This is a genomic window from Paenibacillus camerounensis, assembly GCF_000723885.1.
In the GTDB taxonomy this organism is placed as follows: domain Bacteria; phylum Bacillota; class Bacilli; order Paenibacillales; family Paenibacillaceae; genus Paenibacillus_AQ; species Paenibacillus_AQ camerounensis.
This window is the reverse complement of record NZ_CCDG010000016.1, coordinates 19,936-46,696: the sequence shown is the minus strand read 5'-3', so window position 1 is coordinate 46,696 and position 26,761 is coordinate 19,936. Positions and strand designations below refer to the sequence as shown.

At 51.8% G+C, this 26,761-nt stretch carries 21 protein-coding genes and 1 riboswitch; of the genes, 4 read left to right on the top strand and 17 right to left on the bottom strand.

Going from position 1 to position 26,761, the window contains the following annotated elements; translation table 11 throughout:
* Positions 1-89: 89 nt before the first annotated feature.
* Both BN3772_RS06495 and BN3772_RS06490 read left to right on the top strand, forming a co-directional pair.
* Positions 90-863 (top strand): polysaccharide deacetylase family protein, encoded by a 774-nt coding sequence (locus BN3772_RS06495; protein ID WP_042197949.1) that lies wholly within the window; start codon positions 90-92, stop codon positions 861-863.
* A 119-nt stretch (positions 864-982) separates the two neighbouring features.
* Positions 983-1,981 carry a substrate-binding domain-containing protein gene (locus BN3772_RS06490; RefSeq protein ID WP_042197946.1) on the top strand — a complete coding sequence of 333 codons (999 nt, stop codon included), beginning with the start codon at positions 983-985 and terminating at the stop codon, positions 1,979-1,981.
* A 61-nt stretch (positions 1,982-2,042) separates the two neighbouring features.
* On the opposite strand, the gene modB is transcribed toward BN3772_RS06490, so the two are convergent.
* From modB to BN3772_RS06440, 10 genes are all read right to left on the bottom strand, one after another.
* Positions 2,043-2,705, bottom strand: a complete 663-nt coding sequence (gene modB / locus BN3772_RS06485) for a molybdate ABC transporter permease subunit (protein WP_042173261.1) — start codon at positions 2,703-2,705, stop codon at positions 2,043-2,045.
* 31 nt (positions 2,706-2,736) lie between these two features.
* Positions 2,737-3,519 (bottom strand): molybdate ABC transporter substrate-binding protein, encoded by a 783-nt coding sequence (modA, locus tag BN3772_RS06480; protein WP_042197944.1) that lies wholly within the window; start codon positions 3,517-3,519, stop codon positions 2,737-2,739.
* 170 nt (positions 3,520-3,689) lie between these two features.
* Entirely contained in the window at positions 3,690-4,583 is an 894-nt protein-coding gene (gene nikC, locus BN3772_RS06475; protein WP_042197943.1) for a nickel transporter permease, read from the bottom strand.
* Between the two features lie 13 nt (positions 4,584-4,596).
* On the bottom strand, positions 4,597-5,601 hold the full coding sequence (locus BN3772_RS06470) for an ABC transporter permease (protein ID WP_042197941.1): 1,005 nt from the start codon (positions 5,599-5,601) through the stop codon (positions 4,597-4,599).
* Positions 5,602-5,680: 79 nt separating this feature from the next.
* The gene (locus tag BN3772_RS06465) at positions 5,681-7,351 is read right to left on the bottom strand and encodes an ABC transporter substrate-binding protein (protein ID WP_042197939.1); all 1,671 of its coding nucleotides are present in this window, start codon (positions 7,349-7,351) and stop codon (positions 5,681-5,683) included.
* A 119-nt stretch (positions 7,352-7,470) separates the two neighbouring features.
* Positions 7,471-8,463, bottom strand: coding sequence for an ABC transporter ATP-binding protein (locus BN3772_RS06460; protein ID WP_042197938.1), 993 nt, complete (start codon positions 8,461-8,463; stop codon positions 7,471-7,473).
* Positions 8,460-9,452: an ABC transporter ATP-binding protein gene (locus BN3772_RS06455; RefSeq protein ID WP_042197936.1), complete on the bottom strand. Its 993-nt coding sequence runs from the start codon at positions 9,450-9,452 to the stop codon at positions 8,460-8,462. Before BN3772_RS06455 ends, BN3772_RS06460 begins: the two co-directional genes overlap by 4 nt.
* 251 nt (positions 9,453-9,703) lie before the next feature.
* The gene (locus BN3772_RS06450) at positions 9,704-10,669 is read right to left on the bottom strand and encodes a helix-turn-helix transcriptional regulator (RefSeq protein WP_042197933.1); all 966 of its coding nucleotides are present in this window, start codon (positions 10,667-10,669) and stop codon (positions 9,704-9,706) included.
* A gap of 259 nt (positions 10,670-10,928) precedes the next feature.
* The gene (locus BN3772_RS06445; RefSeq protein WP_042197931.1) at positions 10,929-11,579 is read right to left on the bottom strand and encodes a hypothetical protein; all 651 of its coding nucleotides are present in this window, start codon (positions 11,577-11,579) and stop codon (positions 10,929-10,931) included.
* A gap of 187 nt (positions 11,580-11,766) precedes the next feature.
* Positions 11,767-12,453, bottom strand: coding sequence for a M50 family metallopeptidase (locus tag BN3772_RS06440; RefSeq protein WP_042197929.1), 687 nt, complete (start codon positions 12,451-12,453; stop codon positions 11,767-11,769).
* Positions 12,454-12,723: 270 nt separating this feature from the next.
* Between BN3772_RS06440 and BN3772_RS06435 the strand changes: the two genes are divergently transcribed.
* Together BN3772_RS06435 and BN3772_RS06430 are read left to right on the top strand one after the other, a co-directional pair.
* Positions 12,724-13,251 carry a hypothetical protein gene (locus BN3772_RS06435; RefSeq protein ID WP_042197927.1) on the top strand — a complete coding sequence of 176 codons (528 nt, stop codon included), beginning with the start codon at positions 12,724-12,726 and terminating at the stop codon, positions 13,249-13,251.
* Positions 13,252-13,290: 39 nt separating this feature from the next.
* Positions 13,291-13,995: an AIM24 family protein gene (locus tag BN3772_RS06430; protein ID WP_042173240.1), complete on the top strand. Its 705-nt coding sequence runs from the start codon at positions 13,291-13,293 to the stop codon at positions 13,993-13,995.
* A 116-nt stretch (positions 13,996-14,111) separates the two neighbouring features.
* Here the strand turns inward: BN3772_RS06430 and BN3772_RS06425 are convergent, their stop codons facing one another.
* The 7 genes from BN3772_RS06425 to BN3772_RS06375 all read right to left on the bottom strand — a co-directional run bounded on the left by BN3772_RS06425 (position 14,112) and on the right by BN3772_RS06375 (position 26,724).
* On the bottom strand, positions 14,112-14,567 hold the full coding sequence (locus tag BN3772_RS06425) for a Dps family protein (protein ID WP_042197925.1): 456 nt from the start codon (positions 14,565-14,567) through the stop codon (positions 14,112-14,114).
* Positions 14,568-14,895: 328 nt separating this feature from the next.
* Positions 14,896-17,586 (bottom strand): discoidin domain-containing protein, encoded by a 2,691-nt coding sequence (locus tag BN3772_RS06420; protein ID WP_042197923.1) that lies wholly within the window; start codon positions 17,584-17,586, stop codon positions 14,896-14,898.
* A gap of 31 nt (positions 17,587-17,617) precedes the next feature.
* The gene (locus tag BN3772_RS06415) at positions 17,618-19,135 is read right to left on the bottom strand and encodes a glycosyl hydrolase (RefSeq protein ID WP_042197921.1); all 1,518 of its coding nucleotides are present in this window, start codon (positions 19,133-19,135) and stop codon (positions 17,618-17,620) included.
* Between the two features lie 215 nt (positions 19,136-19,350).
* Positions 19,351-22,122, bottom strand: coding sequence for a PA14 domain-containing protein (locus tag BN3772_RS31175; RefSeq protein WP_425280421.1), 2,772 nt, complete (start codon positions 22,120-22,122; stop codon positions 19,351-19,353).
* A gap of 100 nt (positions 22,123-22,222) precedes the next feature.
* A riboswitch (cyclic di-GMP riboswitch) is annotated at positions 22,223-22,302 on the bottom strand.
* A gap of 138 nt (positions 22,303-22,440) precedes the next feature.
* Positions 22,441-23,814 (bottom strand): sugar phosphate nucleotidyltransferase, encoded by a 1,374-nt coding sequence (locus BN3772_RS06385; RefSeq protein WP_042197919.1) that lies wholly within the window; start codon positions 23,812-23,814, stop codon positions 22,441-22,443.
* A 467-nt stretch (positions 23,815-24,281) separates the two neighbouring features.
* The gene (locus BN3772_RS06380) at positions 24,282-25,619 is read right to left on the bottom strand and encodes a UDP-glucose dehydrogenase family protein (protein ID WP_042197917.1); all 1,338 of its coding nucleotides are present in this window, start codon (positions 25,617-25,619) and stop codon (positions 24,282-24,284) included.
* A gap of 4 nt (positions 25,620-25,623) precedes the next feature.
* Entirely contained in the window at positions 25,624-26,724 is a 1,101-nt protein-coding gene (locus BN3772_RS06375; protein WP_042197915.1) for a glycosyltransferase, read from the bottom strand.
* Positions 26,725-26,761 lie beyond the last annotated feature (37 nt).

Genomic DNA, 26,761 nt, shown 5'->3' with positions numbered 1-26,761 from the left:
TGAATATTTCAGCACCGGGATGGCGCATCATAAGGTCAAAATAGCCCGTTTCACGTATACGGGTCCGGTATGGAGTGAACAGAGAACCCATGAATAGCATCCGCCGAATATCTGCTGTACTGCTTGTCCCGCTTCTGCTGCTGATCAGCTGCTACAGCCCTGCACTTGCCGGGGCCGATATCAAGAACCGCCAGTATCACGAACAGAAGGGCGATATGATCTGGGAAGTGCCGATTAGCCAGAAAGTGATTGCTTTAACCTTCGATGACGGCCCTGATCCGACGGAGACCGCCCAGATTCTCGATGTACTGCAGGAATATAACGCAAAGTGCACCTTTTTTGCTATCGGCAAAAAAATTGCCGCCTATCCTGAAATCGCCGGCCGGGTTATCTCTGAGGGCCATGAGCTGGCCAATCATACCTATAACCACGTGTACTTCAAACGGCCCATCTCGGTCGGACAGGTAATGAAGGAGCTGAAGCAGACCGAAGACGAGATTGTTAAGGTCACAGGCCATCACAGCAGCCTGTTTCGCCCGCCCGGCGGGATGTACGATGAGACACTGGTCAATGTCTCGAACAGGATGGGGCTGAAGCCGGTTCTGTGGTCCTGGCATCAGGATACACGTGACTGGAACCGCCCGGGTGTCTGGAGCATCTCCAGCAAGGTGATCAAAAATGCCCGCAGCGGCGACATCGTACTTTTCCATGACTATGTCCACGGACAATCCCAGACACATGAAGCCCTGCAGATTATTTTACCTGCACTGGAGAAGCAGGGTTACCGCTTTGTTACTGTCTCCGAGCTAATCCGGCTGTCTGACTCCGAGAAGGCTGCAGAGAGCAGGCAGCTTGCTTACTAGAGACCGCCTCAGTCTCCCGCAGGTTCTTTAATTGCGCAGGCTCTCAAAATAAGGTAGGCTTGAACTATCTGTAGACTTAATGAGCGCTGCCGCAGTGCACCTCTAGGAGGCTTTATCCCATGTCCGAGAACACTTCCTATACAACCGAGGAACTTGCCCGGCTGTTGAAGATATCCAAATTAAAGGTATATGATCTGATCAAAAAAGGTGAGCTGCCGTCCTACCGTGTCGGCAAGCAGATGCGGGTGGACCACTCTGATCTGGAAGCCTATAAACAGAATTCCCGCAGCAGCAGTGCTTCCGCTGCCCTGCTCCCGTTGCAGACAGGCATACCGTTTGTTCTGCCGCCGGCTACCTTCTCACCTCCGCTTCATACCAACCAGCCTGCAGCCGGGCCGGTGAAGGCCGCCGTAACGAACATAGTGATTACCGGGCAGGATATGTCCCTTGATATTCTGGCTACTCATCTGGAGCGCAGCCTGCCTGCAGCCCGTCCGCTCCGTTCTTATGCCGGCAGTCTCGACAGCCTGATTGCGATGTATAACGGCGAATCTGATATTGTCAGCACCCATCTGCTGGACGGTGATACAGGGGAGTATAACCTTCCCTATATCCGCAAGCTGCTGGTCGGCTTCTCCTATCTCGTCGTGCACATGCTGACCCGCAGCGCCGGATTCTATGTGCAGCAGGGTAATCCGCGGAACATTTCCGGCTGGCGGGACTTACAGCAGGAAGGCCTGAGGCTGATTAACCGTGAGCGCGGCTCCGGCGTACGTGTACTGCTGGACGAGCAGCTGCGGCTGCACGGAATTTCCGTAGCCGGACTCAGCGGGTATGAGACGGTGGAGAATAGCCATCTGGCGGTTGCCGGCCGCGTAGCCCGTGGTGAAGCCGATGTCGGCATTGGCATTGAAAAAGCCGCCAAGATTATTGACGGCCTGGAATTCATCCCGCTGATTCAGGAACGTTACGACCTCGTGATGCTCAAGAAGCCAGGGAATGAACAGTGGATTAATGCAGTTCTTGATATTTTACGCTCACCGGCCTTCAGGAATGAGCTCAATTCGATTCACAGCTATGATCTGACCGGAACCGGTGAAATTGTCTACGAAACCTGATGCTGACCGCATAAACAAAACTCCGGCCCCGCCTGATTGAACAGGCAGGGCCGGAGTTTTGTTATGATCGGCGGTTAACGAACATCAGCATAAGGGCAGAAATAACAATAATGGAACAGACCCACATCCAGGCAAGGGTCATATTGCCGCCGTCAACGGCCACATAAATCGCTGTTGGAACCGTCTGTGTACGCCCCGGAATATTCCCGGCAACCATAATGGTAGCCCCGAATTCTCCAAGCCCCCGGGCGAACCCGAGCACAAATCCCGCAGCCAGCGCACGGCCGGCTAACGGCAGCGTCACATACCGCAGTACCTGCAGCTCGCTGGCACCCTGCGCACGCGCAGCATCCTCAAGATCCTTATCCACTTCCTCAAAGCCGGCTTTGACTGTCCGGTAGACCAGCGGAAATGCTACCACTACCGCAGCTATTACCGCCGCACCCCATGTAAACAGAATAGTCTGCTCTGTAAGCCGTTCGTACAGCTCGCCGATCCAGCTCCTGCGCCCCAGAATGACCAGAAGCACAAATCCTACTACGGTCGGCGGCAGGACAAGCGGCAGCATCAATACAGTTTCCAGCAGGCTGTAGCCCGGGAATTTCCGGCCTGCCATCAGCTTGGCCACGTAAGAGGCCAGGATAAATACTATAATACTGGTAATTACAGCTATTTTGACTGAAAGCCAGACCGGGGCGAAGAATTCAGTCCAGTTAATCTCCACACGCTTTCACCCCGCTTATCTCTAATCTCAATTAATTGGCCAGTGAAAAGCCGTAGCTTGTGAAAATACTGCCTGCTGCCTTGGTCTGGACATAATTGTAGAACGCCTTGGCTTCTGCCTGATGATCAGATTCCTTTATAATGCCTACAGGGTAATTAATTGCTTTATGGACATGGCCGCCTACGGTAAGAGCGATCTTGACCTTCTTGGAAGTCAGGGCATCCGTCTTGTATACGAAGCCCGCATCCGCATTACCTGTCTCCACATAGGAGAGGACCTGGCGGACATCCTTGGCAAAGACCAGCTTGCTTTGCAGTGTATCCCATACCTTCTTGGCAGTTAATGACTGCTGGGCATACTGGCCGGCAGGTACAGATTCAGGCTGGCCGACAGCTACCTTTTTAAAGGCTTTGTCAGTAAGCTGTGTAATGGTGGTGATTACTGTCTTGGAGTTAGCAGGTACAACCAGTACCAGCTGGTTCTTTAAGAGCTGCTTATTCTCAGAGATAAGCCCCCCGTCGATCAGCGCCGTCATCTGTTTATCACCGGCAGAGAAGAACAGGTCAGCAGGAGCCCCTTGTTCAATTTGCTTTTGCAGCGTACCGGAAGCGCCATAGTTGAATACAAGGTCGATGTCAGGATGAAGCTTCTCGTACTGTACTGCAATCTTGTCCAAGCTATCCTGCAGACTGGCTGCTGCAGATACAATAATTTCTGTCTTTTTGGCTGCCGCCTGCACCTGGTCCACCGATGACACTGAAATACCCGACACGAGTAAAAAAGATAAAACTAGCATAGCCCATTTCTTCAACATAATTTTCCTCCTGCTTATGTATCTATATTTTGGTGCTATTTTAGCATATCTTTTTTCGTTTTACTATATATTTAGTTATGTTTGTTTATGTTTAGTTATATCCAGTGTGTAAAAGAAGATAAAAAAGCCCTTTAGCGGATTGCCGCCCAAAGGACTTTCTGAATTGATATTTAGTTCTTCATCCGCGGATCAAGTACATCCCGCAGGCCGTCCCCCATCAGATTGAAGCCCAGTACAGTCAGCATAATGGACAAGCCGGGAAAAATAACCGTCCACGGCGCCTTCTGAATGAACTGCCTGGAATCCGACAGCATCTTCCCCCACTCCGGCTCCGGAGGCTGTGCACCAAGCCCCAGGAAACCAAGCGCCGCCGCCTCAATAATGGCTGTCGCAATCCCCAAGGTCCCCTGTACGATAATCGGCGTCAGACTGTTCGGCAGAATATGCGTAAGCAGAATCCGTGAGTTCTTCATCCCTATAGCCTTTGCCGCTATGATATACTCCTCCGATTTCAGTGAGAGCACCTTTGCCCGGACCAGCCGGCCATAGGCCGGGATATTGACGATCGCAATCGCATACAGCGCATTCTGCAGCGAAGGCCCGAGGATAGCGACAATCGCAATAGCCAGCAGAATGCCGGGAAAAGCCAGCAGAATGTCAAACAGCCGGGAAATCAGCATATCAACCCATCTGCCGTAAAATCCGGCCAGCACGCCAAGAAAGGTCCCGGCCACAATCGACCCGATCACCGAAAAAAAACCTACCCACAGGGAGATTCGCGCTCCGTACAGTATCCGGGTAAAGATATCCCTTCCCAGATCATCGGTTCCGAACCAGTGCTCGGCAGACGGTGCCTTCAGACGGTTGACCAGCTCCTGCTCCTTATAGCCGTAAGGCGCAATGAATGGTGCCAGCAGTGCGATCAGTACAAAAAAAACAATAATACACAGACCGAGCATCGCTGTCTTATTCTTGCGGAAAGCCCTCCACGCATCGCGCCAGGGTCCGGAAACCTTCTCGCCCTGTACATTCGGGGGTGTTACATTTACGGCTGCTTGTCCCATATGCTATCCCCCCTCACTTATAATTGATGCGCGGATCAACAGCCGCATAGAGCAGATCCACAAGCAGATTAATCATTACAAAAATGAATGCAATAATCAGAATTCCGGTCTGAATGACCGGATAATCACGTGAGCTGATCGCTTCAAATATATATCTTCCCACGCCCGGCCAGGCAAAGATCGTCTCGGTCAGTACCGCACCGCCAAGCAGGGCACCGGTCTGCAGCCCAATCACCGTCAGCACAGGAATTAGAGCATTTTTCAGCGCATGCTTGTAGACGACAAAAAACTGTGACATGCCTTTGGCTTTGGCCGTACGGATATAGTCGGAGTTCATAACCTCAAGCATACTGGAACGGGTCATCCGGGCGATTATGGCCATCGGAATTGTACCGAGCGCTATACTTGGCAGAATTAAGTGCTTAATAACCGTCCACAGCTGGCCCCACTGCCCTGCAATAATGGTATCAAGAACATACAGATTGGTGATGCTCTCCACCGGATTACGCTGATCCATCCTTCCTATGGAAGGCAGCCAGTGCAGCTTCAGCGCAAACAACAGCTGTTCCATCAGCCCCAGCCAGAAAATCGGCATGGATACCCCTATGAGTGCAATGATCATCGCAGTATAGTCGAACCAGGAGTTTTGCCGCCAGGCGCTCAGAATTCCCGCATTGACGCCTACAAGGGTCGCAAACAGCATACTGGCAGCCGTAAGTTCCAGAGTTGCCGCCAGATAAGGCATTATTTCCTTGGCAATGGGTGTTTTGGTACGGATGGAGGTGCCTAAATCGCCTTGCAGCAAATCCCCCATATAATTGAAATACTGCTGCAGCCAGGGCTTATCCAGACCGAGCTGCTCCCGCAGCGCCTGCTTGGACTGTTCCGTTGCTTTCTGTCCGAGGATCGTCTCAGCCGGGTCCCCCGGAATGGCATGAATGATCGAAAAGACGATGATGGTCATTCCGATCAGTACAGGAATCAGAACCATAACACGTTTTAATAGGTAGGAGTTCAAATCGGCTCACCTTCCGGATATCCCAGAATCACTTGCCGCAGCGGCAGCCGCGGCGGCAAGGACATGCTGTCGGATCATACTATTCGAAGTAAATTTCGCTGTAATATTCCGTACCTGTCGGACCTGGAACATAGCCTTTCAGATTAGACTTGGCAGCCAGCAGCGGGGTAGTGTGCACGAGCGGAATCCAAGGCGCATCCGCTTTAATGATTCCCTGGGCCTGCTTATACAGATCTGAGCGCTTCGTCTGATCTGTTTCTTTCTGCGCATTTACCAGAATGGTATGAAGCTCTTCATTTACATAGAAGGAACGGTTATTGCCCGGGATCGCATCTTTATCAAGCAGCGTATACAGAAAGTTATCAGGGTCACCGTTGTCACCGGTCCAGCCGAGCATATAGATATCATCCTTTTCTCCGGCCTTGGTGTCATCGAGATAGGTCGCCCATTCGGGGGATTGAATGACGGTGTTCACACCGATTTTTTCCCAATCGGCCTGAATAGCCTCGGCTACCTTTTTGCCGTCCGGCATGTAAGGGCGGGATACCGGCATAGCATAGAGGGTTACTGTATCCGGCAGACCGTCAGGATAACCGGCTTCAGCCAGCAGCGCCTTCGCTTTGTCCAGATCGTATTCATAATCCTGCACGGCATCATTATAGCCCCACAGTGACGGAGGCATCGGGTTCACTGCAGCCGTAGCCTGACCCGAGAAGAAAGCATCGATGATAGCCTGTTTGTTCACAGCATGGTTCAGCGCTTGTCTTACTTTTACATTGTCAAACGGTTTCTTGTTAAAGTTGAAGCCCAGGTAGGCAACATTGAACGGCGGACGCTCAATCTTCTGCAGATCGGTATTTCCTTCAAGCGTCGACAAATCGTCCGGACTCAGATCTTCCATCAGGTCGATTTCACCGTTCTGCAGGGCATTGAAGCGTGCCGAATTGTCCGGAATCGAGCGGACGATGACTTTGTTCAACTTAGGAAGTCCTTCTTTCCAGTACCCGGTGTTTTTGTCCAGAGTGATGGAATCATTGTGCTTCCACTCCGTGAAAACAAACGGGCCGGTGCCTACAGGCTCATTCTTGAAATTTTCCTTTTTGTCCTTAATGGCCGCAGGGCTGGCAATACCGAAGGAAGTCATTGCAATATTCTGCAGGAACGGAGCCTGCGGCTGGTTAAGGGTAAATTGTACGGTCGCAGCATCTACAGCCTTCACTTCTTTGATGACACGGCTGCCGTCAGGACCGAACATCGAATCGTAATAGTCAAAGGAGTCGCCTTCAAATTTGAATTCACTTGCCGGATCGCTCCAGCGGGTGAAGTTGAACACAACCGCTTCGGCATCAAAATCTGTTCCGTCATGGAATTTCACACCCGGATGCAGCTTAAAGGTATAGGAAAGACCGTCCTCCGATACTTTCCAGCTGTCGGCGAGCGACGCCTGTACTTCCGAGGTTCCCGGCTTGTATTCCAGCAGGGAGTCAAAAACCTGATGGGCAATCTTCAGCGATTCACCGTCGGTTACAATCGCCGGGTCCAGCGAGGCAGAATCGCCGCCGCGCCCCAAAATCAGGGTATCCTGTGCGGATGCCGCCGCATCGGGAGAGCTTTCAGGCGCAGCCGTTGCCGCCGCATTTGAACCTGATGTTGCTTCTGTGGCCGCATTGTTGTTATTGCCTCCGCAGCCGCTTAATGTCAAAACCGCCCCCAGAGTTACTGCAAGTGCAAGACTACTCCATTTTTTCATCTCTAGAAAAGCTCCCTTCTTTTCTTTGAATGTTGTAAAGCATTTATATGGAGCTGCGCATTAGCGCGGCCATATACCAGGCGCACTTCCTTCACTCACGGCTGTCAGCCGCCGGGTCTCTAGGCAAACCGGATTCCAGCCTCTCTATCGTACAGATGGCAGGCTGTCAGATGTCCGGCTCCGCTCTCCAGCAGCGGCGGCCTTACATTCCGGCATACATCCATCACGCGGGGACAACGGGTATTAAAGGCACAGCCGGCCGGCGCATTTGCCGGACTCGGCACTTCGCCCTGCAGAATGATCCGTTCTTTGCGGAAATCAGGATCCGGCTCAGGCACAGCTGACAGCAGCGCCTGCGTATAGGGATGCTGCGGCTCGTCATACAGTCTGTGCTTGCCGCTCACTTCAACAATCCGGCCCAGATACATCACGGCAACGCGGTCGCAGATGTGCTTCACTACACTGAGATCATGAGCAATAAATATGTAGGTCAATCCGAACTCCCGCTGCAGATCCTGCATCAGGTTAATCACCTGGGACTGGATAGATACATCCAGCGCGGATACCGGCTCATCGGCGATAATCAGCTTAGGCTGCAGCGCCAGCGCTCTGGCAATACCAATCCGCTGGCGCTGGCCGCCGGAGAATTGATGCGGATAGCGCTGCAGATGAGCTTTGGCCAGGCCGACTACGTCTGCCAGCCGCTCCACCGCCGCCTTCCGCTGCATGGAATTGCCTGCTCCGTGCACAATGAGCGGCTCCTCCAGAATGCGCTGCACGGTGTGGCGCGGATCCAGCGACGAGAAGGGGTCCTGGAATACAAATTGCATGTCACGGCGGCGTCTGCGCATCTCTTCCATGGACAGCTTCGTAATGTCCTGCCCCTCGAAGCTGATTTCACCCGCAGTCGGCTCTATCAGCCGCAGCAGGGAACGTCCGGTGGTGGATTTACCGCACCCGCTCTCCCCGACCAGACCGAAGGTTTCGCCTTTTCTTACCGAAAAGGATATATCATCCACAGCCTTGACGAAGCCCTGGGCTTTATTGAAGAATCCTTTGCGGATCGGATAATACTTTTTGAGCCCTTTGACCTCAAGCAGCGTTTCACTCATACAACGGCCTCCTCCCGCCGGGTTTCATGCAGCCAGCATCTGCAGCTATGCTGATTCTCCTGCAGTGTAAGCTGCGGCAGCGCCTCACGGCAGACATCCATCACATTGCCGCAGCGCGGTGCGAACCGGCAGCCCTGCATGTCCTTGCTGAGGATCGGTACGCTGCCCGGGATAGAATGCAGCCGCTCCCGCGTCTCATTCATCCGGGGTACAGATTCTATCAAACCGCGTGTGTACGGATGCAGCGGATTCTTAAAAATATCCTGTACGCTGCCCTCCTCCACTACCTTCCCTGCATACATCACCACAACCCGGTGGCACATTTCCGCCACCACACCAAGATCATGGGTGATCAGCATTACAGCCGTTCCCTGCTCTTCGTTCAGCCGCCGGAGCAGATCAAGAATCTGGGCCTGAATTGTCACGTCGAGTGCCGTGGTCGGCTCATCCGCTATCAGCAGCTCGGGATTGCAGGAGATGGACATCGCAATCATGACCCGCTGGCGCATCCCTCCCGAAAGCTGGTGCGGATATTCATCAACTACCGCCTCAGGGCGGGGGATTCCAACCTTGCGGAGCATCCCTACCGCATGCTCTCTAGCGTCTTTTTTGGACAATCCGAGGTGAAGCCTTACCGTTTCCATAATCTGCTGTCCCACTGTGAACAGCGGATTGAGCGAGGTCATAGGCTCCTGAAAAATCATTGCTACAGAATCTCCGCGGATTCGGCGCATTTCTTTTTCCTTGAGCGGTACAATGTCCCGGCCTTTGAACAGTATGCGGCCGCCCACAATTTTGCCCGGCGGATCGGGAACCAGCTTCAGGATGGATAACGAGGTCACGCTTTTGCCGCAGCCGGATTCACCGACCACACCGAGCACTTCTCCAGGAAGAATGAACAGATCAACACCGTCAACGGCGGGAATCTCTCCGCGCTCGGTAAAAAAACGGGTGTGCAAACCCTCAATTGTCAGAATCGGCTGAATCATGCTGAACCCTCTCTTCTGCTAAAAATTGAACAAAGGTCAAATGCGGGAAAGGTATAATATGTTAGATATAATAACCTAAACATATCATAATGGAGTTATTTTTAAGGGTTAAATCAACATTACTGTTATTTAATGTATAACTTACTATATTAACTCACGCTAGACAAGATAAATTTGTAAAATTAACTAACCTTATCAATTTAGACGGTTTAAAGCCGGAAGAACAGGAATAGCTCCTGCATCATCCTAAATCATTTATACAGCATCAGCCATTTCTCAATGTGCTGCCTTAACACATCCCTGTAATAAAACGGCTCCAGAATCTCCGCCTCCTCCTCGAATTTCATCAGCCAGCGGACAAAAGCGATATCCTGTCCGACCGCCACCTTGAAATCCAGACAAGAGCTTTGCCTGTCCACCTTGCTGGGCCTTACCAGCAGGTCTTCATATTTAATCCGCTCCATCATCCGCTTTGAGAAACGGACCCTGAACTCAATCTGCACACTGTCCTGATCAAGGCTCCATTTTTGCGACATAAAGGACTGCAGATCAAAGCGTTCCTTGGAAAACCAGTTGTCCAGCACAGTCACCTTGGAGAAGCCGTTAATGTGAAAAGCGCGGATTCTCCCGAACCGCTGGCAGGCACCGATCAGGTACATCCGGTTCTCAAGCGGAACAATGCAGTAAGGATCAATCTGTATGCCCAGCTCCTCACAGCTGTTCTCATAGTAATCCGCCAGCAGGCTCCGCTGCTTCATCACGGCAGACAGTATCTCCGTCAGAAAAGCTGGCTGCTCCGGCTGCGCCTTACTCCAGTCCGTCCCGGACTGCCTGGGTTCCTTCTTTACACTTTCCATTGTTTCTTCTCTTTCCGCATTTCGCTTATATTGTGAAGCCATTATTTTTTCATAGGCGGTTTCGAATTCAGTCGGCAGCAAAGGCCTAATGTGCTCCATAACTTTACGCAGCTGTGAAAAGGCCGCCGCCTCATCATCAGTCAGATCCAAAGGGTACAATGCAAAATTACCGATAAAAGCATATCCCTTCCCATGTCCCAGGTGGGTGATCGGAATATGCATGGCGCTCAGCGCATCCATATCCCGATATATCGTTCTTTCGCTGTTGCCGCAGCGTTCTGCCAGCTCACGCGCCAGAATCCCAGGTTTTGCCTGAACTAACGTGATGATGCGCATCAGCCGGATCAATCGGTCTGTCATTTTTCAGTTCCCCTTGATATATGGTAAAATAGACCCATTATTTTATATAAATTAGTTATATTTATCCATGAATGAGAATCTAATAACCGAGTCACAAAAAGATAATAGAACTATTTTACTACATTACCACATTTATATATTACATAATCTGTGAAGCGTCCTTTGATCGGCAGGTTATTCATTATGTATGTTTTGCAGCTTTTCCGGCTGACAGCTTTGTGTTTCTTCCTTTATCCCCGTTAATGCCATCAGCAGTCCGCTATGCTTCAAGCTGCTTATACAGCACTTCTGCTTCCTTCACAAGCTGCATATCACCTGAGCGTGCCGCCAGCAGCAACAGCTTATCCGCCTGTCTGCGCAGCTTATCCGCCAGCATCGGGTCAGTACTGCGGTTACGGTGCAACGACGCCTCCTCCAGCACCTTTATCATCTTCAGCAGCTCCAGATGCTTTTCAACATGGAAGTTCCCTCCAATGGCGAGTACATCGGTATGATGCGAATATTCAAGTCCCAGCTTTTGCAGCGGCAGCTCCTTGATCCGCTCCACCGGCGGCTGCTTGTACTGCCATTGCAGCCAGAGCGCCTCGTGAATTCCGGCAGGCATGCCTTCAGTTGTGAACTCCAGGCAGATGAACTTGCTGGCGCCGGAGTGGATTTTGCCCAGCCTGAGAAGCAGGGATCTTCCTTCACCGGCTTCGGCGGTGCAGCCGTAAGCTTTTATAAATGTGAAATGGGACTCCAGCCAGATGCGCAGCTCAATCTCCCGTGCTACGACCTTACGGCTTTTTTTACGGGCCTCGTCCCCCTGGGACATGCCTTTCCACTCCACAAGCAGTATTAAATTCCGGGAAACCCCGGCAAAAATCCGGCTTCTGCTCCATGTAAATATGGGCTGGATACTAGCTTGCATATTTCCACCTCTTTCTTTTTTTGGTTCTTCTATTAATGTACCAATAATGGCGGACAACTCCTTGTCATGGAATATACGTTCGCGTCTATATTATCGACAAAAAAAGAGCCACTCTACTAAAAAGCAGATTGCCTCTTTACGAAAAAATGTCCTTTTGTCTAAATATGGCGAAATACCCACTTCTCCTTCACCGGTTGTTCCTGTAACTACGCATGCCCTCATTTCTGAAAAAAAACCCCAACGACCATTTTGCACATAATAATGAAAAAAGAACAAACAATGCCGCCCAGAAGAATGCCGGTAAAAAGGTTAGCCCGGCCAGATTCGCCGCATCCCCGGCCCCGGAAGGAGACAGCAGCGAAGCGGAGAACAGGAACAGCGTCCCCATCACAGACTCTTCCAGTGTCAGAAAGGCCAAAAACAGATAATAGTACCGGCTCGCCTTAGGCCACAGATACAATAGTGCCAGATTAAGGGCAATAAACCCGCCCAGCCAGAGCATGCCGAAGCCGCCCCTGACATACAGAACCAGCATAATCAGCGATACCAGCGAGGATAACAGCAGACCCCAGCGCTCGCGCCCTTTGGCATACAGATAAAACAGCAGCAGGGCGAACAGCGAAGCCAGCGGATACCCCGAGAGCGATACCAGCACCGGCCTCCAGCCTGCTTCGACCGCCGAATAGGTCACGCCGCTATGGTCTGCGTACAGCTCAATCCTCAGCACATTTCCCGAGAGCAGCAGTGTAACCAGCGCATGCCCGAATTCATGGAACATGGTATCCAGATTGCGGAAAACCGATGAGAATGGAATCAGACGTGTTAAAAGCGCAGAGCCTGCGAGAAACAGCAGCGTTTTCAGCCATTTATTCATACCTTCAGCCCCTTCCCGTTCACAGTATACGTCAATTTTCCGCTGCAGGGAAAGCCAAAATGAAACCAGACCACTCAAATTACGGTATTACCTTTGGTTACGGCCATCAGCGGGAGGGTAAACATCCTTAAACCGCAAAAACCCGCTAAAATAGCACATTGTTTGCTCCACAGGACGCCAAATGCAGCCAGGCTTCGATCAAATGTGCCTATACTTACCTCTCTATGCTAAACTATTAGCTGTACGAACCTTTTTCAGGTGGTGAATGATATGATCAGCAAAAAAAGCCTTACCCGGAACTGGAAGAAGCTGTCGCTATCGGCTCTGCTGCTGCTCGGTATTTCCGTCTGTCTGCCGGCCCCGGCAGCAAAAGCCAATTATTTCAGTGATTTATATAATGGATTGCAGAACTTTTCAGAGCTGCCCGGCGAAGTGAACAGGCTGCAGCAGAACTATCAGCAGACGGTTGAAGAGCTTCAGCAGACGAAGGATCAGCTTGGGCAGACCGTTGATGCACTGGGGGAGACGCAGAACCAGTTGGGCCAGACCCTGGAGCAGATGGAGACGTACCGGACCCAGAATGAAGCGCTGCAGGAACAGAACCGCCAGCTCAGCCTCGTAGTGGATGAACTTAAAAATGACCGGACACAGCGTGAACATTATTTTAACCGGATTAAAGTTACTGTCATTACGGGGATTGCCCTTATTCTGGGCTATTTCGTAATCATCCGGCTGCTGCGCTTCACGATGCGCCACCGGTCCAGAAAAGGCGATAATCTGCGCGACCGGCTGCGGTGAACTATGATGGCAATGTTGTAAGAGGAAGGAGTGCGTGCGATGAACATAGACATCCAAGATGAAGGCGACAGCGGCAGCGGACAAGCCGTTGCTTTTACGGTCGGTGACAATGAACAGGTCCATGTCCTGCATCCCCAGCAGATTATCGCTTATCAAGGCCCCTCTTCAGGGCGTGCGGACCGGCTGATGGATGTCAAGGGAATGTACCGCAAGCGCAAGCTGATCCGTTCGGATCTGTCCGGGCCCTGCAGGTTCGTTGCGGCCCTGCCGCCGGGATACCGGGTCAAAACGCTGCAGCTTGACGGCAAAAGTGATCTGCTCTATGACTTCAGGCATCTGTTCTTTTACAGTGACGGAATTACGATGCAGACCCGCGTGCTGAGCATGAAGAATATGCTGGTGACCCGTGATGTAGTGAAGGTGAAATTTGCCGGCCGCGGCAGTATCGGCATTCTGACTGAAGGAACGGTCTGCCAGGCTGAGCTTCACCCTACAGATCCGCTGTATGTGGATGCGGGCAGTATCGTTGCTTATCCGGAGAATGCCAGGCTTGAGCTGACCGTCTACGGCAACCATCTGGCCAGCCAGCATATGAGCTACCACTGGAAAATGACCGGCCACGGGCCGGTGCTGTTCCAGGCCGGGCGCCAGAGCCGCCGTTTTGAACGTGACAATGACGAGGACGGCATCATCAAGCGCTTTTTGCGTGAAGCGCTGCCGTTCGGCGGCGTATTTATTAAATAGCTGATGTCGTTCAGCTTCTATCAATAACAAGGCCCGTGCGGTAACCGCACGGGCCTTGTTATGTGCTCCAGCCTGCACATGGGCAAGCTGCAGCAATCCTCTATTAAATATTGATATTAAGCAAGGTAGGCATTCAGCATCCAGGCATTCTTCTCTACACTGGTTCTGATTCCAATCAGAAGATCGGCTGTCGGCTGGTCGCTAAGCTCCTCGGCTGCGGAAATGGCATTCTTAAGCTCTTCCGATACCAGTGCAAAGTCTTTAATAAGCTGGGCAACCATTTCTTTGGCACTCTCACCGCCGGCTGCTTCCTTCAGTTCGGAGAGGGCCAGATACTGGATCATCGAGGAGGCCGGCTTACCGCCGACAGCGAGCAGACGTTCAGCCAAATCATCCACATATGTGGCAGCCTCAGTGTAGAGCTCTTCAAACTTGGCATGCAGGGTGAAAAATTGTGCTCCGCTCACATACCAGTGATAGTGGTGAAGCTTCACTCCGAGCAGAGTCCAGTTCGCGGTCTGGCGGTTCAATGCGGCGTGCAGTTCTGTCTGATTGTTGACTTGGGTACTCATTCTAAACAGCCTCCTATAGTTTAATTATTTGTTATTGTATTTAGACTCGTTCTAAATCTATATACAATATAACACAAAGATATACTGTTTTGCAAGGTGCAATAGGTTTTTGCTGCTGCAAATTCTAGCATACCTGTTATGAGAAGCCTGTTATTTGTGTCACAATCATCAGGCTGGTCCGATATTGACATAAATCACTTGACGGCGGCATATAAGGTTACACAAATTATGCAGCTGAGCCGCCCTCCAGCACCGCAGAAACGTCAAAAAACCCGGCCGGACGCGGCAGGGTTCCCTTCACAGGAGCGCAGCAACACCATCCTGTGTCTTATTCTCTTGAGTATACCTGAAGCTCCTGAATGGACCAGTAATTCCCCCCTGATCCTGTCTGCAGGATTTTGATATACCGCGTCTTCAGCTGCGGGAAGCTGATCCGGGTCATGCCAAGCTGCCCCTTTCCGCTAACCACACGCTTCCAGTTCTGTGCATCATCCGAGACATACAGCTCATAACTGCGCGGATAATCGTAGGAGGATAAGGTGTAATCCAGCTCTACTACCTCCACCATATGTGCTTTGCCGAGATCAATCTGAAAATATTCCCCTGAAGCCTGATGCTTACCGGTATCCCAGCGTGTACGCCGGTCTCCGTCAATGGCTCCTCCCGGGTTCGAAATACTGGTACTGACATTGGACGATACCTTCCACTGCGAACGGTCCAGCGGAACGAGGCCTGTTGCCGTAATCTGCACTTCATCCGACAGAAGGCGCGAGCCGGTAACTCTGACTGCATACGTATAAAGCGTTCCCTCCTGCAGCTTGCTGTCCGTAAATTCTGTGCTCTTCACATCCGCTTTAATCACCTTAAGCTCCCCGCCGGAGCCTTCGGCCCGGAGCACTTCATAGCTTGCTCCGGGAGCCTCCAGCCAGCTCAGCTTCATGGACAGCCCCTTAACTGCGGCTGCCTTGAAGCCTTGCGGTGCCGCATCGGCTACCTCGGAAGAGGGCTCCAGTATATACTGGACCGCCTCTCCCGGTGCGAGTGTCTCAGTGAATTCAAGCTCAGGCGCTGCATTTTTTCCGGCTACATAACTGCGCGCTGTCTCATAGGTATCCCCGCTGCCGAAGCGTTCACCCTCGTAGACTGTTTTTTCAGGCATAGTGACTTTTACTGTCACAGTCTGCTCCGTCTCTTCAAAGTTAACGAAGTTCACCAGCACCTTATTGGATGTAGCTCCGCTGCCGGCCAGCGGCTCAATCGCAGACGTATCTACAGCCCGGACGTAGACCAGCTTATCGGCCAGCTCATCCTTGTTGGAAATCTGATAGGGTAGCGGTGCACCATGCGTCGCATATGCAAGACTGAGCCTGCGCATGATGCTGACCCGCGAATCCTCATTCTCTTTGGTGTAGTAAATTTCCGTCTTGGCCGGATCATGCTCTTCCAGATTGAAGCCGTACTTGAACAGGCTGAAATTTTTGAAAAAGGCGGCATGCTGCACAAACATATCCGCATAGCCGATATGGGCGCGCATGATCCGGTCAAATACCGCTGCTGTCTGCTCGGAGGCGCCGTACTGGTGAGCATCGGTATGCGAATCCGAGGTTCCGAATTCAGTGGTCAGCATTTTTTTGCTTAATCCGTCTGCTGCACCGCCGAAGGTTTTGAGATTCTCAGTGAAGCTGCCTCCGTTGCTGAAAATATAGGATTCCCCGTAGGAGTGCCCATTGGTGAGATCCGTTACCTCCTCCAGCTCATTCCGCTGCGCAGGATCACGCTCCCAGCCGTCGGGATCGCCGCACTGCTTAAGCGTCCCTTTCTGATTGCCGCAGGAATCCAGGCTGTACTCCGGCCAGTAGGCCCATCCGGGTGCTACAGTCTGCAGGTGAGGGGCAATCGTCTTACCCTTCGTGTTCAGCCAGTCTGCAATAGCCAGGTTAACCTCCTTGGAACGGTTAAACAGCCCGGGCTCGTTATCCACCTCGTAGTATTGGAAGTACGGGCTGTACTGCTCGAAATAATCCGTCAGCTTCTTCTCGGCATCCGCCGGCAGTGAGCCGTCGGCATTCAGCTTAATATCTCCGGTATACAGGTACAGGGCAACCGACTGCATGTTGTAATCCTGAAGCACCTTGTAATAATCCTTCATATTGGAGCAGGAACGGCCAACGTCACTGGCACAGCTGGTACGCATAATGTTGCCGCTGTACGCCACGCCGAGCCATTTCATGATATAAGGCAGATGACTTACGGCACCTTCATCAAAATAAAACTGTTTATTGTTGACCATTGTGCCGGTCAGTGTGTAACTGCCGTGAATCGGCTCCTGGATCGGGGCATTCAGTGATTCCAGGCTAAGGGTATCCCAAGTCCACCAGTTGTATTTATCCTCCATACTGGATGAGTAGATCCCGCGTGCCGCCTGCAGCTTCAGCACGTTGCTTCCTGTTACCAGCTGCTCCTTTGGAATATAGAGCTCATAGGATTTGCGGAAGCTGTATTTGCTGTCGGTGCCGGCTACACCCGCAATCTGAATGATACCCGATAACTGGCGGTTGGAGAAAACGCTCATTTGCGGGACCGATTTGTAGGCATCGATGATGCTTACGCGAAATAAGACCCCGTTCTCCGGGATCTTATTCAGATTATAGGTAATACTCAGTTCAGGATTGGTATCCCCTCTCAGTCCCGAAGGCACGCTCTGGAGATTCGAGGGCGTCTTGGCAGAGGAGGCAGAAACAGTGTAAGCGGCTTTGGCGCCCGCTGAACCGGCTGCCGCAAACTCCGCAGACGAGCCGTCCTGCTTGCCCAGCTGCCAAAGTACAGAACCATCCGGCAATTCCGGGCCTGCATCACTGGCTGATGACAGCTTGGTCATGTCTACTTCTGTCTCGCCCTGCTTCGTGCCGTCCTCTCCGAAGACAGAAACGGATACTAGAAACAAGATGGCTAAAGCTGCGAATTTGAGCAGTAGATGAAGAGGTTTAATGGTTTTTTTCTTCTTATTTCTGGTCCTCATTCCCTTGTCCTCGCTTTCTTCCGGGGTTAGATTACTTCGGAGGAGTTAATGCGCTCTGGGGAATTACCCCCTGCTTCTGGCTGGCGCTCTTCCATTGCAAACCGATGCTTGCATTACCATGATCCTCATAATACTCAACCTTGATATCATAAGGGGTTCCGGCAGTCAGCAGAATACTTCCCTCCCGGCTGGTACCGCTCTGCTTCTTCCAGCTGTCGATAATCAGCCTTCCTCCGATCCAGACGCGCACTCCGTCATCCGAGGAGGAGATAAAGGTGTATTTTTCACTGTACAAAGGTTTGATGGTTCCGGTCCAGCGGACGGAGAAAAGCTCCTTATTGATTCCGACTGCCGGCGAATTCTGATGCCAGTTGAAATCAATCCTGCTGTCATTGCGGATGAGATCGGCACCTCCGGATAAGTCGGTATTATTGAAATACTGCGCTCTTAATCCTTTGGGCTGCTTGGCTGCCAGTGTTTTCACCTTGCTGGCCAGATCAACGATATAATCATCCCGGGAAACAATGTATTTATTGCTCATAAAGCTGGTGATTTTCTGATTATTATTGTTCTCCGTCAGCATTTTCCCCCATGTCATCGTATATACCCATTTACTTTGAGTTTGAGACAATGTTACAGGGTCTGGAAGCTCTCCGCTCTCCCCGATTCCAATCGGCTTCCCTTCCGCCAGCTTCAGCAGCTTATCATAGTAGGATTGTTTGAAATCGTCGTTATAAATGTCTGCGGCCAGAACATCTACTTTATCTATGCCGGGAAAATAAGGTTCATAAGCGTCTGAAGCGTCATTTGGCGCGTTAGGATTCCATACCCACAGTAAATTGTTCAGCCCGTGAGTAACGGCCAGCCGCTGGTACATAATGTCCCAGAGTTCGGCAAAATTGTCCTTTTCCCCCCACCAGAACCAGCCCCCGTTCATCTCATGGTAAGGCCGCCACAGCACCGGAACTCCGGCCTCCTGCAGCTGTTTCAGGTAGACAGCAATTTCGTCGATATCGGCAATCAGCTTCTTATATTGCTCCGTGCCTGGAGTTACATAGGGATTGAATTTCTCCTGGCTAAGGGTCATGTGTACATTTTTCCATTCATCGGTAGTTCCGGGCAGGTTCTGATGGAAGGTCATGGCTACAATGCCTCCGCCTTCATGCCATCGGATTGCACTGTCCGTAACCCACTGCCGCTGCTGGGCAATAAGGGATTTCGGCTGATTACCGATTGCTCCAAGCTCGTAGCCATGCAGCACAGCAGATTGTCCGCTGATCTTCTTCAGCTTCTCATTGAATTCATCCGGGCTCTCCAGATAGTCATGCTGCCCGGAGATCATTCCGTTGCCGCTAAGACCCGTGAGATAGCTCAGCAGCTCCTCCGCTTCACGGGAGGCAGCTGGATGAATTGGAGTGATTTCCGCTGCCGGGGCTACCGGGGTATGGACAACCGGAAGACTGCGCACCTCGGACCAGGGCAGCAAAGAAAGGACAAAGATAATAGGCAGAATAGTAGTATACAGCCGGTACTTGCGGTAAGTGTTCAATGTTATCTCCTTTCTCCAGCCGCATAGCCGCACAGGTGCTCCAAATGTCTCCCTTGGACAGGAGATTCTTAGGCAGCATCCGGATGAGGACTATAGCTTAGTAGCCCTGCCGGTAAGCAGGGCCCTTAAGATGGACTTTGAGGATTTAGTATTGTAACGGCTTTACCAGCATCAGTGACGGCGGTGAATTCAGTTGAACACGCTCTGTTGCCTGATCAGGAAGCGGAAGGCAGGAACAAGGCACTGGCAGGAACAGCCGTTTTGATTTGGCTGGTACTTTCCCACATCAGCTTAGCCTTTGCATCCCCCTGGTTCTCGTAATATTCCACTTTAATATCATATAATTGCCCGGCTTGCAGGCTGATGCTTCCTACGCGTTCGGTTCCGCTCTGCTTCACCCAGCTGTCGATGATCAGATTGCCGTCGATCCAGACACGGATACCGTCATCTGATGTGGTGTAAATATTGTAGGTTTCACTGTACAGCGGCTTAATCTGACCGCTCCAGCGTACGGAGAAGAAATCAATGCCGATTGCTTCATCCGGTGTACCCTGACGCCAGTTGAAGTCCAGTACAGCATCAGTTCTCACCAGTGCAGGAGTACCACTCAGCTGAACATTATTGAAATATTCCGCATGCAGCCCGTTATCTGCCGGTGCTGCTGTTGGGGTCGGCGTTGGTGCCGCTGTTGGGGTCGGCGTTGGCGCTGCTGTTGGTGTTGGCGTCGGTGCTGCTGTTGGTGTCGGCGTTGGTGCCGCTGTTGGTGTTGGCGTCGGTGCTACTGTTGGTGTTGGCGTCGGTGCTGCTGTTGGTGCTGGCGTCTGACCTTCTGACACATTCTTTACAAACAAAGCGCTCGCAGGGACAACAACCTTCGGCTGGCTCGGGCTCTGCCACATCATGCGGACACTTGCATCTCCGGCATTCTCGTAATACTCTACTTTGATGTCATACAATTGCCCTGCCTGCAGCGCGATGCTTCCCGTACGCTCGGTACCGCTCTGCTTTACCCAGCTGTCAATGATTGATGTGCCGTTGACCCAGACACGGATTCCGTCATCTGAATTTGTAAAAAACTGATAAGTTTCACTATAGGCCGGCTTGATCTGACCGCTCCAGCGGATCGAAAATCCGTCAACCGGGAGTACAGGATCAGGTGCCCCCTGCCGCCAGCTGAAGTTGAGCTGATCATCATTGCGTACAAGCACCGGAGTGCCGCTCAGCGTCATATTCTTAAAATATTCGCCGCTCAGCCCGTTAACTGCGGGCTCCTGCAGGACAGAATCCGGAGCCAGGCCCGGCTTGGCAGCCTGTACCGGTGCTGCGGTCGGTACTGGCGTTGGCACTGGTGTCGGTGCCGGTGTTGCGGTCGGTACTGGCGTTGGCACTGGTGTCGGTGCCGGTGTTGCGGTCGGTACTGGCGTTGCTGCCGCTGCCTGATTTGCAGCTGTATTCTTCACAAATAATGCACTTTCAGGAACAACAGCCTTCGGCTGGCTTGGGCTCTGCCACATCAGGCGGGCGCTGGCGTCACCGGCATTCTCATAATACTCGACTTTAATATCGTACAGTTGTCCTGCCTGCAGGGTGATGCTTCCAGTACGCTCGGTACCGCTCTGCTTCATCCAGCTGTCAATTACTGATGTACCGTTAATCCAGACACGGATACCATCATCGGAATTCGTAAAGATCTGATAGGTTTCACTGTAAGCCGGCTTGATTAGACCGCTCCAGCGGATCGAAAATCCGTCAACCGGGAGTACAGGATCAGGAGCCCCCTGCCGCCAGCTGAAGTTCAGCTGTGCGTCATTGCGTACAAGTGCCGGTGTCCCGGACAACGTCATGTTCTTAAAATATTCGCCGGTAAGCCCGTTAACAGCCGGCTCCTGAAGAGCAGGAGCCGATACCGGTGTTGCTATTGGCTTTGCTACCGCAGTTGGCGTCGGTACTGGCGTTGGTGTTGCTGTTGGAGCAGGTGTCGGTGTCGCTGTTGGTTTAACTGTCGGCGTTGCGGTCGGTGCCGGTGCAATCCATGCCTTATACTCTTCACGGCCCAGGGTATAGCTGTCGTTCATGAAGTTCTTGATGGTATCTGTACTGTTATTTTCATACAGCATTTTTCCCCAGTTCATCATGAAAGCATATTTTTGCTGGGACAGCTTCAGCTTTGCTATGCTTGGCATCTCACCATTTTCGCCGATACCGATCGGTTTACCTGCGGCAAGACTGAGCAGACTGTCATAGTATTTATTCAAAAAGTCATTATTATATATATCTACTGCGAGCACATCCACTTTGTCTGCCCCCGGATAGGTGAGCTCATACGGATCGGAGTTGGAGTTAGGAGCATTCGGATTCCATACCCACAGTAAATTGTTTAATTGATGAACGTTAACAAAACGGTCATACATGATATTCCACAGTGCGGCAAAATTGTTTTTCTTCCCCCACCAGAACCAGCCGCCGTTCATTTCATGATAAGGTCTCCAAAGAATCGGAACTCCTGCATCACGCAAGCTTTTGAGAGATACGGCTACTTTATCAAGGTCTGCAATCAGGGCATTATATTCAGTTGTGCCGGGTGTAACATATTTATTGAATTCTGCCTGAGTGATGTTCTTCTGCACATTTCCCCACTCGTATTTGGTTCCGGGCAGGCTCTGGTGAAATGTCATGGCTACGATACCGCCGGCTTTATGCCAGTTAGTGGCACTCCAGACGATGTTCTTACGCTGAGCAGCTACTCCGCTCTCGCTCTGTCCGCCGATCGCCCCCAGCTCATAGCCGTGCAGCGCTGCGTACTGCCCGCTTGTTCCTTTCAGCTTGTTGCTCAGCTCATCCGGACTTTCAAAATAGTCATGCTGTCCTGTAATAATTGCATTCCCGGAAACAGCATACAATTTGTCCAGCAGCTTAACCGCCTCTGCTGAAGCATTGGAATTCACTGGTGCTCCGGTCACAGAAGCTGCTTGCACATTTGACGGCATAACACCTAATCCTATAGGTACAGCGGACAATAAAACGGCCACGGACAATACGGCAGACAACAGACGAGACTTACGGTAAACTTTCAACATTTATCTTCCTTTCGGTAGCCAGGCTGCCACTTGGGAGAGGCCCTATAGCTTTGCGTCCCTATCTTTCGAGTAGGTTTGCCTTTGTCGTTTTGGAAGGTGTTATCCCTCTTACCGTAAGTATCGACTCTATGAAGTTGTAGGTTTATAGCAAAAATGAAGATCTCTTAATAAATAGTTCCTAATACCCGTTTCACACTTTTCACAATTGGTTAAATAGATTAATTAGACCTATGAAATAAACTGATGCAGCTCGATGTCCTCCCAGTCCAGCGTTATCCGGATGTTGTCCTCCTCCACCAGCTCTGAGCCGCTCTGTACCTCTATAAACTCCACATCTGTCAGTGCCAGGATGGCATGTTTAGTGCCTTCAGGGATGCGGACAACATCACCGGCTTTTACTGTATGCATCTTTTCATTGATGACAATGCTTGCTTCCCCGCTGACAAAGGTCCAGATTTCACTGCGCTTGTGGTGTAGCTGATAGCTGATATTTTTACCCTTCTCGATAAAAATCCGCTTCGTCAGCACTTCATTACCCTCATCATATTTCACATAGTCGATTACCTTGTAATGACCCCAGCGGCGTTCCTCGTACATCGGTCTTTGTTCGTGAGACTTCAGTACTTCCTTGATGCGCGGGCTTTCCGCTTTATGGGTAACCAGGATACCGTCCGGGCTGGCAGCGATGATCAGGTCCTTGGCCCCGATGACTGTAATCGGAATGTCCAGCTCATTGATCAGGCAGGTCCGCTCCGAATCAGAGGTTACCACCCCTTTGCCGACCAGATTACTGCTCATTTCCTCGGTCAGCGTATTCCAGGTGCCGAGATCCTTCCAGAAACCGGCATACGGCTGCACGACAATTTTCTCCTCTTTTTCAACCACTTCATAATCAAAGCTGATGGATGCCAGCAGCTTATACTGCTTCTGCAGCTCCTCGTAGTTAAGCGGCAGGCCTTTGCTCTGCAGAATATCCAGCAAATAACCGAGGCGGAAAGCGAATACGCCGCAGTTCCAAAGGGCACCCTTGCTGATCAGCTCTTCTGCCTGTACACGGTCAGGCTTCTCCTGGAAATGGCTCACCTGCAGATAGCCGCCTTCCCCGGCCGCTGCACTGGTCGGAATAATGTATCCGTATTTCTCTGATGCATGCTCAGGCACTACGCCCATCAGCGCCAGATTTGCGCCGCTCTCCTCCATCGTCTGCTCCAGCCGGATTACGGTATCGAAGAAGGAAGCTTCCACATAAGGATCGACGGGCAGGATCGCTACCGTCTCTGCCGGGGAAACACTGGCGATGGAATACAGATAAGCCGCTGTCAGGGCAATGGCCGGGAAGGTGTCGCGGCGCTCCGGCTCCACAATAATCGGCACATGGCTGCCGAGCTGGCTCTGAATCGATTCCACCTGGCTGCGGCCTGTGGCCAGATAGGACGAGCCCGTCATCCCTGCTTCCTCCAGCTGTCTCCAGACCCGCTGTACCATGGATTCCGGTTCGCCCGCCGGGCTTTCCAGTACCTTCAGAAATTGCTTGGAACGTGAGTCATTGGACAATGGCCAGAGCCGTTTACCTGAACCGCCTGATAGAAGTACTAGTTTCATGGGGAACCCCTCCTTGGTATGTGGTGACGCTAAAATTTCGGATTGTTATTGGGAGCATTTTGCAGGAAAGAAGATCAAAACCTCGGGCTGTTGTTAGGGTCACTCCAAGGAATGTTTGGGCTTCCTGCCGCTGTTGTCTTCGGATTTCCTGATTTGAACCGCTGGCCGCGGTAGAAATCCGAAGACAAAGGCGGACGCTACCGCTCCTACAGCTCCAAAATTCCTCTCCGATCCTTTTTACAACAGGTAAGCTGTTTGCTGTTCACGCAGGGAAGGCTCCCTGCTAAAGACCCGGAATTGCCGCTTGGTTCGGCGGCAGCTAAAGACTAAGAGCTAAAGACTAAGAACTAAAGATTAAGAGCTAAAGATTAAGAGCTAAAGATTATGGGCTATAGTTATGTCAGAGTTTTGCACTATGCACGAAAGAGATAAGAACGTACAAACGTACAAACTTAGAAATCTAAAGCTTAAACCGCGCCGGCAACAGGAGAGTACCCGCTAAGCCCACCCATCTGCGGGCGGCCGACAGAATGATACTCAAGGCCCGTTCCTCCAATCTGCTCCTTGGAGTAGAGGTTACGGCCGTCAATCAGGATCTGGCGGCGCATGGTACCGGCCAAATGATGCAGATCAATATCCTTGAACTGCGCCCAGTCGGTCAGCAGGCAGACAGCATCGCTGCCTTCGGCAGCCTCCTCCGGTACGCCGCACCAGCGCAGCTGCGGGTGATCGTACTGTGCCCGGAAGTTAGCGGCGGCGATCGGGTCGTACAGCTTCACTGTGGCGCCCTCTGCTACCAGTGCCTCCACGATCTCGCGGGCCGGAGCCTCACGGACATCATCGGTGTTCGGCTTGAAGGCCAGGCCCCAGATACCGATTACGGCGCCGCGCAGGCTGCCGAGCGATTCATGCAGCTTGGAGATAATCATGAACCGCTGGTCCTTGTTCACCTCGACCACCGATTTCAGCAGCTTGAACTCGTAGTCCACGTTGCCGGCAATCTGGATCAGCGCATTGGTATCTTTCGGGAAACAGGAGCCTCCGTAACCGATGCCGGCCTGCAGGAACGAGGAGCCGATTCTCCGGTCCATTCCCATGCCCTCCGCCACCATGGTCACGTCAGCTCCCACTTTTTCACAAATGTTGGCAATCTCGTTGATGAAGGAGATTTTTGTCGCCAGGAACGCATTCGAAGCATATTTGATCATTTCCGCACTGCGGATATCCGTTACGAAGATATTTTCTGTAAAGCCCTGATGAAGCTGGCGCATGACCGGCTCAATAGCCGCGTTGTCGAGCCCGATCACGATGCGGTCCGGATGCAGGGTATCACGGATCGCGGAGCCCTCACGCAGGAATTCAGGTGCGGAAACAATATCGAAGGGGTGGTTGGTGCGGGAAGCAATCAGCTTGCGGATTCTTTCGTTCGTTCCGACCGGAACCGTCGACTTGGTCATGATGATTTTGTAGCCTTCCATCGCCTCGGCAATTTCGGCTGCCGCACCTTCGATATACTGCAGATCCGCTTCGCCGCCCGGCAATGACGGTGTGCCGACCGCCAGGATGACGATATCGGAGCGGCGCACCGATTCCTGAAGATCTGAGGAGAAGGACAATCTGCCTTCACGCAGATTCATTTCAATCAGCGCCTCGATGCCCGGCTCATAGATCGGGGATTCCATCCGGTTAAGCTTATTGATTTTGTCCTCATCCTTATCGACACAGATCACATGATTACCATTCAGTGTAAAGCAAACGCCTGATACAAGACCGACATAGCCGGTACCGATAACTGCCAGCTTCATATAATCATCCTCCTTTTAGGAAATTAACGTAGGCTTGCTCTACATACTGCTTGAACTGCACCATAAACGCCTGTTCATCGAACTTGCGGGCATGACCCATAATCCGGCCGATATCCCATGCGTAGGATTCCACTTCATTTATGGCCTTCAGTAAATCGTCAACCTCCTGGTGCTGGAAAAACACGCCGTTCACATAAGGGACGATCGTATCCAGTGCACCGCCGGCCTGATAAGCAATAACCGGTCTTCCTGCAGCATTCGCCTCAAGCGGCGTAATGCCGAAATCCTCTTCACCCGGGAATATAAACGCCCGGCACTGTGACATCAGCCCTGTTACCTCGGCATCCTCCAGCCGGCCCAGGAACGATACGTTGCCTTTGGCCATGCCTTCCAGACGCTTGCGGTCCGGCCCGTCTCCGACGATGAACAGCTTCAGCCCGTTCCGGTTAAAAGCTTCTACCGCGAGATCGATCCGCTTGTAGGATACAAGCCGCGAGACGATCAGATAGTAGTCACCGATGGAATTGGAGCTGGTGAAGCGTGCCGTATTGATCGGCGGGAAGATAATATCCGCATCGCGGTGATAATAATTCTGGATCCGCGTCTTCACAACGGAAGAGTTAGCCACGAACTGATTAACATTTTTACTCGTCCGCTGATCCCAGGTCTTGAGCCGCTGCATGTAGACCTTCAGCAGTCTTTTGAACAGACCGGAATTGGTTTGCCGCTCCATGTACGTGTCATAATCCCAGGCAAAGCGCATCGGCGTATGGCAGTAGCAGAGATGGAACGTCGATTCGGGCACCTGAATGCTTTTCATAAAAGCACTGCTGGAGCTCAGGACGATATCGTACCCGCGAAAGTCCAGATCACGGATGGCCATGGGATATAGCGGCAGCACCCCTTTGAAATTGGTCTTCACTCCCGGAATTTTCTGCAGCCAGGAGGCCCTGATGTCCGCGTCTTTGAGGTTGTCGGTCAATCGGCTTCCGTTGAACACGGTTGTGAAGATCGGAGCTTCCGGATACATGTGGTGAAATACCTCCACTACTCTTTCCGCTCCGCCCATTTGGATTAAGTAATCGTGCGCTATCGCAATTTTCATGTGAATCATCCTCAAAGTTTTATGGAGCAGCATCATC